This window comes from Amycolatopsis thailandensis, assembly GCF_002234405.1.
Classification (GTDB): domain Bacteria; phylum Actinomycetota; class Actinomycetes; order Mycobacteriales; family Pseudonocardiaceae; genus Amycolatopsis; species Amycolatopsis thailandensis.
Window position 1 is genome coordinate 1 of sequence record NZ_NMQT01000262.1, and the last position, 11,845, is coordinate 11,845.

Below are 11,845 nucleotides of genomic sequence, written 5' to 3' on the forward strand. Positions count from 1 at the left end.
GGCCAGGTCACGCACGTCGGCGTGCCGGGTCAGCACGGCCGCGCCCCGCGCACGGCACAGGTCGGCGGTGTGCGCGAGCTGGCTCGCGCTGCCCATCGGATACGACACACCGGGCAGATCCGCGCAGACGTCGAGCAGGACGAGATCGGCGCCCTCGCGGGCGAAGGCGACCGCGCAGGCCCGGCCGAGACCGCGGGCGGCCCCGGTGACGATCGCGGTCTTGCCGTCGAGTCGCATCGCTTCCCCTCAGTACTCTCGATGGGCGAGTTCGTCGTTCACCAGCCGCAGCAAGGAACCGGGATCCTCGGCGAGGTACATGTGCCCGCCCTCGATCTCCTCCTGCGCGAACTCGGCGCTGGTCGCCTGCAGCCATTCGGCCGTCTGTGCGGCCGTCACCAGGTCGTCCCCGGTCCCGCGCACGGCGGTGATCGGCCGCGGCAACGGCCGGTCCGTCACGGGCACGTAGTTCTCGTGCATCTCGACGTCCGCGCGCAGGGTCGGCAGGATCAGCTCCCGCATGTCCGGGTCGGCGAGCGCCTCGTGGTCGTACTTGGCGAACTCCTTGACCCTGGCCAGGAACGCCTCGTCGGGGAGGCCGGTCGCGCGCCGGGTCCGCCGCGTCCACGGGCCGGGCGAGCCGCTCACGAACAACCGCACCACCTCGGCGTCGCTCCGCGCGACCAGCAAGTGGGCCAGCTCGTAGGCCAGCACCGCGCCGAGGCTGTGGCCGAAGACCGCGATCCGTTCCCCCGGCTCGAGTTCGCCGGTGACGGCGGGCAGCAACCCGGCCGCCGCTTCCGCGACGTTCCGGTACGGGTCCTCGGAAAGCCGCCACTCCCGTCCGGGCAGCTGCAGCGCGATGATCCGCGGGGCCCCGTCCGTCAGTGCCGCCCAGGGGTGGAAGAACGAGGCGCCCGCCCCCGCGAAGGGGACGCACACCAGGGAGGTCCGTCGCATGTCCGTTCTCTCCTTTCCTTCGCTCATCGCGATTCCAGCCAGGAAGCGATCGCCTGCCAGACCAGGCCCATCTTGTCGGGACGGACCATGTCCGCGTGCTCACCGGGAATGGGCACCTCGGTCAGTTCGCCGGAGACGTAAGGAGCCCATCGGGCCCGGAGAGGCCCGTCTTCCGACGCGTTGTCGGTGGCGGTGAGGATCAGCGTGTCGCCGTCGAACAGTCCGGTGGGATGCGCCGCCCTGATCCTGGTGTTGTTCTCGAAGATCCGCGCGAAGACCGCGAGTTCCGCGTCGGAGAACCCGCCGAGCAGGTGGCCGAACTCCGCCCGGATCACCTCTTCCCACGGTTCGTCGCCGTCGGCAGTCTCCTTCGTTTCCTTAACGATCTCGGCGAGCGGGAACGAGTCCATGACGACCAGGGCGACCTCCTCGCCCTGTGCCCGCAGCCGGACGGCGATCTCGTGGGCGGGAGTGGCGCCGAACGAATAGCCGACGATGTAGTACGGACCGGCAGGCCGCACCGCGCGCAGTTGCGCGATGTAGTCGTCCGCCATCTCCGCCACCGAACCCGCGAGCGGGGTCTCGCCGTCGATGCCGCGGGCCTGCAACCCGTAGACGGGCACGTCCGGCGGCACGTGCCCGGCGAACGGCGTGTAGCACCAGCTCAGCCCGCCCGCCGGGTGGACGCAGAACAGCGGTGGCCGGTCGCCCGCGCCGCGGATGGTCAGCAGCACGCCGAGCGAGCCCCGCACCGAGGACAGGCTGAGCGTGTTCAGCAGCGCGATCGGGGTCGGGGCGGCCATCACGTCCTGGACCGAGGTGGTGATGCCACGGTGCTTGAGCTTCTGCACCAGGGCGACCGCCAGCAGCGAATGCCCGCCCAGCGCGAAGAAGTCGTCGTTCACCCCGACCTCGGGGAGCCCGAGCACCTCGGCGAACGTCTCGCACACGGCCTGTTCGAGTACGGCGAGCGGACCGTTCGTCCCTCCGTCGCCCGCCCCGGTTTCGTACTGGGGCGCGGGCAGTGCTTTCCGGTCGAGCTTTCCGTTGCCGGTCAACGGCAGGGCGTCGAGGTGGACGAACGCGGCGGGGACCGCGTAGTCCGGGAGCCGTTCGGCGGCGTACTCCCGCATTCCGGCGTCGTCGAGGGTGACGTGCTCGTGCGGCACGAGATACCCGATGAGACGTTTGTCCCCCGGAACGTCCTCGCGCACCACGACAGCGGCGTGCGCGATACCCGGATATCCGCCGAGGACGGCTTCGACCTCGCCGGGTTCGACCCGGAACCCGCGGATCTTCACCTGGTCGTCCGCGCGCCCGACGAACTCCAGTGGCCCCTCCTTGGACCATCGGACCAGGTCTCCGGTGCGGTACATCCGCGCACCGGGTTCCCCGTGCGGACAAGCGACGAACCGCTCCGCCGTCATCGGCGCGTGGTTGGCGTAACCGCGCGCGACACCGGCGCCTGCCACATAGAGTTCGCCGGCCACCCCGACCGGCACCGGGTTCAGCGCGCCGTCGAGGACGTACACCCGGGTGTTGTCCATCGGCCGCCCGATGGGCAGCACCTCGCCGACCTCGTCGACGGCACCGACCTCGTACTGGGTGGCGCACAACGTCACCTCGGTCGGCCCGTACAACTGCCGCACCCGGACACCGGGGTTCGACTCCAGCACCCGCCGCACCGAATCGGCCGGAACCACGTCACCACCCGTGAGCACCTCGCGGACACCCGCGAAACAGGCCGGATCCTGCTCGGCGAGCACTCGCAGCAAGCCCGCCGTGACATGGACGTGCGACGCGTCGTACGCGGAGATCCACCGCCGGAGCACCTCAGCGTCCACCCGCTCGTCCGGCGCCACCACCACGGCCCCGCCCGACAAGAGCGGCACCCACAACTCGTACGACGACGCGTCGAACGCGTGCGGCGCGTGGAACAACACCCGCGACGGCGAACCCCAGCACCGATCCTTCGCCAGGCCCACGACATCCCGATGAGTCGCCACCACACCCTTCGGCACGCCCGTCGAACCCGACGTGTACATCACGTACGCCGCGCTGCCCGGAGGGACCGGCGGCAGCGCGGCGCGGACGTCCGTGATCTCGCCGCGATCGGCCGCTATCCGGGCCAGTCCGGTCGTGCGGGCGAATTCATGGCCCTCCGTCGCCTCGTGCACCACCACCCGCCGCGCGCCCGCGTCCCGCACGACCGCCCGCATCCGGGCGACCGGCCACGACGGATCCAGCGGCAGGTACACCCCGCCCGCCTTCAGCACCGCGAGGAACGTCACGACCACGTCGACCGTGCGTTCCAGCAGCACAGCCACGATCTGTTCCGCCCCGTCCACCGCCAGCGCCCGCGCCAGCCGATCGGACCGCGTGTCCAGTTCGCCGTAGGTGAGCCGGAAGTCCTGACCCACGACCGCGACCGCGTCCGGATCGGCGGCCACGCGCTCGGCGAACGCCTGGGGCACCGAGACGTCCGCCGCCGCGATCGCGGTGTCGTTGCGCGTCCCGACCAGCTCGGCCGACTCGGCCTCGCCCAGCACGTCCACCGCGAAGAACGACGTGCCGGGCGCTTCCGCCAAGGCGGTGACCAGGTTGTCCAGGCAGGTGTGCAGCAGCGCGCAGACCTGGTCGGCGTCGGCGGGTGCCACCGCGTCCACGGCGATCGTGAAGCCGGTGCCGTCGACGTCGATGGCGACGCCGAGCGGATAGTCGGTCAGGTCGCGGACCGACACCAGGTCGATCCCGTCCATCGACTCCGCCTCGTCCCTGGACACCTCCTGGTTGTGCCGGTAGTTGAACAGCGAGGTGAACAGCGGGCCGCCCGCCAGGCCGCTGGCCGCCTGCGCCAGCGCCAGCGGCGCGTGTTCGTGGACCATCAGGTCGGCGAGCTGGTTCCGCAGGCCGGTCAGCGCTTCGCCGACGGAAAGCCCGCCGAGCCGTACCCGCACCGGGAGGGTGTTCATGTACAGGCCGGGGACGCGGTCGGCGCCGGCACCCGAGTTCATCCGGCCGAACACGATGGTGCCGAACACCACGTCGTCACGGCCGGACAAGGCCGCCAGCACCCGCGCCCACGCCAGGTGGAACACCGTCGCCGGGCTGACCGCCAGCGATCGCGCGATCTCCTTCAGCCGCCCGGACAGCGCCTCCTCCACCCGGAGGCCCGCCTGCCCCGTCGTCGTGCCGTCGCCGTGAACCTCGGTCAGCCCGTACGGAGCGGTCGGCTCGGTGACGTCGCCGAGGACTTCGCGGAAGTACCGTTCGTGCTCCTCCTTCGGCACGCCGAACCGCGCCTGCGCGACGAACTCGCGGAACGGCAACGGCGGCGGCAGCTCGTCGGTGCGGCCCGCCAGGTGGGCCCGCAGCTCCGTGAGCATCACCTGCATCGCGGTGTGGTCTTGGAGCAGGTGGTGGACCCGGAGCAGGCACAGCCAGCGATCGCCGTCGGGATCGGCGGCGATGTGCGTGGTCAGCAGTGGTGCCCGGTCCAGCGGCATCCAGTCGCGGACGGCGGCGGTCAGCTCCTCGGCGGGATCCTGCCCGCCCTGCCGGAGCTCGACCTCCGAGACCGGCAGTTCGGCGTGGCGCACCACCACCTGCACGGGTTCCGGGAGTCCGTCGGAGATCACCGCGGTGCGGTAGATGTCGTGCCGGTCCACCACCCACTGCATGGCCGTGAGGAACTCGTCCAGCAGCGGCCGCGACTCGAATTCGATCACCGCGGGCGTCACGTACACGTCCGTGCCCTCGTGGCCGACCATCAGGTTGTGGAAGAAGATGCCTTCCTGCAACGGCGCCAGCGGGTACACGTCCGCCACGTTCGCCGCGCCGCCCGGCACCTGCTCCACCAGCCTGGCGACCTCCGCCTCGGTCAGCTCGACCATCGGCAGCATCGACGGCGTGAGCCTGGTCGCCCCGGCCGGGATCAGGTTCGGCGGCACGACCACCGGTTCCGGGCCGGAGGCCGTGGCCAGCCCCGCGGGCGTCGGCGTCACGAACAACGCCCGCACCGAAACCGAAACCCCGCGCTGCCGCAGCCACTCCACCAGCGACACCGCCAGCAGGGAATGCCCGCCCAGCGCGAAGAAGTCGTCGTCCACGCCGACCGACGGCAGCCCCAGCACCTCGGCGAAGGCCTGGCACAGCAGCTCTTCTTCGGTCGTGGTGGGGACGCGTCCCGAACCGGTCTCGTACGCGGGCGCCGGCAGCGCCCTCCGGTCCAGTTTGCCGTTGACCGTCAGGGGCAACGCCTCCAGTTCCACCACGGCCGACGGCACCAGGTACGACGGCAACCGCTCCGAGGCGAAGCCCCGCAGCCCGCCGAGGTCCGCGCCCTCCTCGGGCACGACGTACCCCACCAGCCGCGGATCGCCGGGCGAGTCCTCCCGCGCGATCACCGCGACCTGGGAGACGCCGGGATACCCCGCGAGCACGGCCTCGACCTCGCCGGGTTCGATCCGGAACCCGCGGATCTTCACCTGATCGTCCGCCCTGCCCGCGAAGACGAGCTGTCCGTCGGCGTCCCAGCGCACCCGGTCGCCTGTGCGGTACATCCGCTGTCCCGGCTCGAAGGGATTGGCCACGAACCGCTCGGCGGTCATCTCGGGAAGGCCCAGGTAGCCGCGCACCAGGCTCGTGCCCGACAGGTAGAGCTCGGCGACCACGCCCGTCGGCACGGGCCGCAGCGCCGAATCCAGCACGTACACCCGGGTATTGGCGATGGGACGGCCGATCGGCACCGCCGTACCCGGCTCCAGGCCGGGCCGGCACCGCCACACCGTCGCGTCGACCGTCGCCTCGCTCGGACCGTAGGTGTTGAACATCGTGCGCCCGTCCGCCCAGCGCTCGACCAGCTCCGGCGGACACGCTTCACCGCCCACATCCAGCACGAACCCCGGATCCAGCACGTCATCGGGCATCGTCGCCACCACCGCGGGCGGCAACGTCGCATGGGTGACGCGCTGCTCCACCAGGAACGAAGCCAGCTCCCGCCCCAGCCGCCGGTCCGGCGGCACGATCACCAGCGCCGCCCCCGACAGCAACGCGAGCAACCACTCCTCGCAGAACATGTCGAAGCCCACCGACGCGAACTGCGCGACCCGGCTCTCGGCTCCGACGCCGTACCTCTCGTGACTCACCGAGAGACTCACACAGGACTCATGGGTGACGACGACACCCTTCGGCTGCCCGGTGGACCCCGACGTGTAGATCACGTACGCCGGATGGGTCGGTGACAAGGGCGCGATCCGGTCGCGGTCGGACACCGGGGTGGGCGCGTGATCCGTGGCCTCGTCCACGAAGCCCGGGTCGTCCACCACCAGTGCCGGGGCGGCGTCCTCGATCATGAACCGGACACGCTCCGCGGGCAGATCCGGATCGATCGGGAGGTAGGCGCCGCCCGCCTTCAACACCGCCAGGACGGCGATCACCAGCTCCGGCGACCGCCCCAGCACCAGGGCCACCACCGACTCCGGCCCGATCCCCTGGGCGATGAACCGGCGCGCCAGGCGGTTCGCTTTCGCCTCGACGTCGCCGTAGGACAGCTCGATCCCGTCGCCCACGAGCGCCGTCGCCTCCGGCGCCCGCGCCGCCTGCTCGGCGAACAGCTCGGGCACGAGGCGATCCGGCACGGCGCGAGTGGTGTCGTTCCATTCCTCGACGATCCGGTGGTACTCGGCCGGATCGAGCATCTCCACCGCGCTCACGCGGACTTCGACGTCGGCGGAAACCGCCGTGAGGACCCGGATCAGGTAACTGACGAGCCGCCCCGTCGTGTACTCGTCGAACAGGTCGGAGGCCGCGGTGAGGGAACCGTGCAGTCCCGCCGGGGCACCGGACTCGTCGAAGGTCTCCCCCAGGCTCAGGTCGAGGTCGAACTTGGCCGACGCCGCGCCGCCCATCGAAAGCGAGTCCGCCCGCAGACCAGGCAACCCGGCGGCCGGTCCACCGCCGGCGCCGGTGGTGTTCTGCACCGTGAGCATGACCTGGAACAGCGGATGCCGGGCCAGCGATCGCGTCGGGGACAGCTCCTCGACCAGCTTCTCGAACGGCACGTCCTGGTTCTCGTACGCCGCCAGGCTGGTGGCCCGCACCCGCCCGAGCAGCTCCCGGAACGTCGGGTCGCCGGACAGGTCGCCGCGGATCACCAGGGTGTTCACGAAGAAGCCGACCAGCTCGTCCAGCGCCTGGTCCATCCGCCCGGCGACGGCGGCCCCGATGGGGATGTCGGTGCCCGCGCCGAGCCGGTGCAACAACGTCGAGAGCGCCGCTTGCAGCACCATGAAGACCGTCGCGCCCTCGGCGCTGGCCAGCTCCAGCAGCCGCGCGTGGACCTCGGCGGGCACCAGGACCGGCAACTCGTGGCCGCGATGGGACGCCTCGGCCCGCCGCGGCCGGTCCGCGGGCAGCTCCAGTTCGTCCGGCGCCCCCGCGAGGGCGTCCCGCCAGTACGCCACCTGGTCGGCCAGCACCGTGCCCGCGGCGTGTTCGTCACCGAGCAGGTCCCGCTGCCAGAGCGTGTAGTCGACGTACTGCACCGGCAACGGCGCCCACTCCGGTTCGTGTCCCCCGAGCCGGGCGGCGTAGGCCGTCGCGAGGTCCCTGGCCAGCGGTTCCATCGACCAGGCGTCACCCGCGATGTGGTGCACCACCAGCACGAGCGCGTGCTCCCGCGCCCCGGTGGCGAACAACGAGGCCCGCAGCGGGATCTCCGTGGCGAGGTCGAACTCGTACCCGGCCGCCGCGCCCACCGCGTCGTCGAGGTCCTCGGGCGGCACCTCGGCGAACCGGAGCTCGAACCCGGTTTCGGACACCGGCAGGACCTGTTGACACGGCTCCTCGTCCACCATCGGGAACACCGTCCGCAGGACCTCGTGACGCTCGATCACGTCGTGGAACGCGGCCTCCAGCGCCTCCCGGTCCAGCTCCCCGGACAGCCGAAGGCCCACCGGGACGTTGTACGCGGCGCTCGGCCCGTCCAGTTGCCGCAGGAACCACAGCCGCCGCTGCGCGAACGACAACGGCACCCGGTCCGGCCGTTCCCGCGCCGCCAGCGCGGCCCGTCCCGGCGCGGCCTCGACGAGACCGCGGACGAGGGCGGCCGGTGTCGGCGTCTCGAACAGCGCCCGGAGGGGCAGTTCGACGCCCAGCACCGCGCGCACCCGGCTCACCAGCCGGATCGCGAGCAGGGAATGCCCGCCCAGCGCGAAGAAGTCGTCGTCCATCCCGACCGACGGCAGCCCCAGGACGTGGGCGAACGCGCCGCACAGCAGTTCTTCGCGGGCACTGGACGGCGCCCGGCCGTCACCGGCGGTGTACCCGGGGGCGGGCAGCGCGGCGCGGTCGAGTTTCCCGCTGGGTGTCAGAGGCATGGCGTCCAGCTCGACGACCGCCGCCGGGACCAGATGGGACGGCAGGCGCGCGGCCACGAACTCCCGCACCGTTTCGCCGTTGTCCTCGCCCAGGACCACATACGCCACCAAGCGCTTGTCGCCGGGGACGTCCTCGCGGACGACGACCGCGGCCGCGCGCACCGCCGGATGCGCGGCCACCACGGCCTCGACCTCGCCCGGTTCGATCCGGAAGCCGCGGATCTTCACCTGATCGTCGCCGCGGCCGAGGAACACCAGCTGTCCGTCCGCGCCCCAGCGAGCCCGGTCACCCGTCCGGTACATCCGCCCGCCTTGCGGGCAGGCCACGAACCGTTCGGCGGTCAGCCCGGCACGGCCCACGTAGCCCCGTGCCACGCCAGGACCCGCCACGTAGAGCTCGCCCGGCACGCCTGCCGGTACCGGGGCCAGCCTGTCGTCGAGCAGGTACAAGCGGACGCCCTCGATCGGACGGCCGATGGGCGGAACCTCGCCGGGACGCAGCTCATCGCTCAGCGTGCACAGCACGGTGATCTCGGTCGGGCCGTAGGCGTTCACCATCCGGCGGCCCGGTGCCCAGCGTCCGACCAGCTCCGGCGAGCACGCCTCCGCGCCCACCACCAGCGTGACCAGCGCGTCGCCCGATCCTTCGGGCACGGTGGCCAGGACACTCGGCGGGATCAGCGTGTGGGTGATCCGTTCGGTCCGCAGCACCTCGGCGAGGTCGTCTCCCGCCAGCGGCCCCGCCACCGCCGGGACGACCAAGGTCGCTCCGCACGACAGCGCCATGACCATTTCCATGACCGACGCGTCGAAGCTGAGCGAGGCCAGTTGCAGCACCCGGGACGAGCCATCCAGCGCGAAGGACTCGATCTGGGCTCGTGCCAGCGAAGGGAGGCCGCGGTGCGTGACCGCGACGCCCTTCGGCCGTCCGGTCGAGCCGGACGTGTAGATCACGTACGCCGGGTGGTCCGGCGACAACCGGGTGACCCGGTCGGCGTCGCTGACCGGGGCGTCGTCCAGCCGCGCGAGCTCCGCGTCGACCTCCGGCGACCCCAGCACGACCGTGGGCACGCCGTCGGGCACCACCGACCGGAGACCGGCGCTCGTCAGCACCAGCGCCGGGGCGACGTCGGCGAACATCAGTCCGACTCGCTCGGCGGGAAGAGCGGGATCGACCATCAGGCAGGCCGCGCCCGCCCGCAGGATCGCGAGGAACGCGATCACCGGCTCCAGCGACCGCTCCAGCACCACGGCGACCACCGATTCCGGCCCGGCGCCCCGCGCGATCAGCAGTCGTGCCAAGCGGTTCGTGACCGCGTCCAGGTCCCGATAGGACAGTTCGACGTCCCCGCGTGCCAGCGCCACGGCGTGCGGCGTTTCGGCCGCCCGCGCCGCGAACAGGTCCCCGAACGACACCTGCCGTGTCTCGCGGACCGGCCCGGTCCCCGCGTCCAGCACACGCCGTCGTTCGGCGGCGTCCACCACTTCGACCGCCGAAAGCGCCGTACCGGGGTCTTCTTCGAGTACGGAGGCGAGACTGTCGAGGCAGGCGTGCAGCAATCCGCAGACCTGCTCCGGATCGGCCGGGGCGAGCGCGTCCACGGTCAGCAGGAACCGGCCCGCCACGTCGTCCACGGACACCGTCAGCGGGTAGTTGCTCTGCTCTCGGTACGCCAGGAGCTCGATGCCGTCGACAGGGTCTTGCCCCCTCTCGTCCTCCTCAGGGGCCGCGGTGAAGCGATAGTTGAGCAGTGACGTGAACAGCGGAAGACCGCCCGGCACGCCACTGGCCGACTGCGCGACCGTGAGCGGCGCGTGTTCGTGCGCCATCAACCCGGCCAGCTGTCCCCGCATGGCCGACAACGCCGTGCCCGCGCCGGTGTCGTCGAGGCGGACGCGGACCGGCAGCGTGTTGATGAACGGGCCCGCCGCCCGCCGTATGTCGGCTTCGGCGGTCATCCGTCCGAAAAGGACGGTCCCGAACACCACGTCGTCGCGTCCCGCCAGGGTGCCGAGGACCCGAGCCCAGGCCAGGTGGAAGACGGCCGCGGGGCTGACCCCGCGCGAGCGGGCAAGCCCTCGCACCCGCCGGGCCAGTGCGTCGTCGACCCAGCGGTCGGCGCGTGTCACCGCCTCGCCGCCGCCGTGCACGTCGAGCAGCCCGTACGGTGCCGTCGGCTCGGTCAGGTCGCCGAGCAGCCCGGCGAAGTAAGCCTCGTGCTCTTCCCTGGAGACACCGAATCGCGCCCTCGCGACGTATTCGCGGAACGGCACGGGTTCGGGCAGGTCCGCTGCCCGCCCGGCGAGTATCGCGCGGACTTCGTCCAGGAGCACGTCGAGCGCGGTGTGGTCCTGCACCAGGTGATGGATGAGCAGCAACACGACCCAGCGGCCGGTGTCCGGTTCGAGGGCGACCCGGACCCGCATCAGGGGCGCCCGGTCCAGCGCCATCCCCGCCCCCGCCATCAGTTGAGTGGTGACGTCACCGCTGCCGTCGAGGACGACCTCGTCCACCGGCAACGCGGCGGTCCGGCACACGACCTGCACCGGTTCGCGCAGTCCCTTCCAGACGACCCCCGTCCGGTACATGTCGGTCCGATCGACGATCCCTTGCAGGGCACCGAGGAAACCGTCGAGGAGGTCTCGCGAGCCGAAGCGCAGCACGGTCGGCAGCACGTAGACGTCCGCGTCCTCCCCCTTGGCCATCAGGTGGTGGAAGAACATGCCTTCCTGCAACGGCGCCAGCGGGTACACGTCGGCGACGTTGGCCGCGCCACCCGGCACGGCCTCGATCACCGTGTCGAGCTCGGCCTCGGTCAGCTCGACCAGGGGCAGCATCTCCGGCGTGATCGCGGTCGCGCCGGGCGGGATCAGATTCGGTGGCACCACCACGCGGTCCGGGCCCGCCGACGCGGCCAGCCCCGCCGGGGTGGCGTGCTCGAACACCGCCTTCACCGACACCTCGGCGCCCCGGGTGCGGAGATACTCCACAAGGGACACCGCCAAGAGCGAATGCCCGCCCAGTGCGAAGAAGTCGTCGTCGGCCCCCACTTCGCCGAGGCCGAGAACGTGGGCGAACGCCGCGCAGAACAACTCCTCCCGAGGGCTCGCGGGGAGCCTTCCCGTACCCGCGACCAGCGTCGGACCGGGCGCGGGAAGAGCCTTGCGGTCGAGCTTTCCGTTCGGGGTCAACGGCAACGCGTCGAGCGGCACGACCACGGACGGCACCATGTACGACGGCAGCCGCTCCGACGCGTACGCGCGCACCGCCCCCGCCGGGTCGGCGCCGGTGGTCACCACGTAGGCGACGAGCCGCTTGTCCCCCGGCGTGTCCTCGCGCGCCAGGACCGCGACCCGGTCCACCTCCGGGCAGGCGCCCAGCACCGCCTCGACCTCGCCGAGCTCGATCCGGAACCCGCGGATCTTCACCTGGTCGTCCGTGCGCCCCAGGAACTCCAGCTCGCCGTCCGCACGCCACCGCACCACGTCACCGGTGCGGTACAGCCGCT

General features: G+C 71.9%; 3 protein-coding genes. All 3 read right to left on the minus strand.

Annotated elements, in window-relative coordinates; translation table 11 throughout:
- Positions 1-237, minus strand: a 237-nt coding sequence (locus CFP71_RS42140; RefSeq protein WP_143267293.1) for an SDR family NAD(P)-dependent oxidoreductase, incomplete at its 3' end; no start/stop codon positions are given.
- Between the two features lie 9 nt (positions 238-246).
- The gene (locus tag CFP71_RS42145; protein WP_244200044.1) at positions 247-957 is read right to left on the minus strand and encodes a thioesterase II family protein; all 711 of its coding nucleotides are present in this window, start codon (positions 955-957) and stop codon (positions 247-249) included.
- 23 nt (positions 958-980) lie between these two features.
- Positions 981-11,840: a non-ribosomal peptide synthetase gene (locus CFP71_RS42150; RefSeq protein ID WP_279629273.1), complete on the minus strand. Its 10,860-nt coding sequence runs from the start codon at positions 11,838-11,840 to the stop codon at positions 981-983.
- Positions 11,841-11,845: the final 5 nt, after the last annotated feature.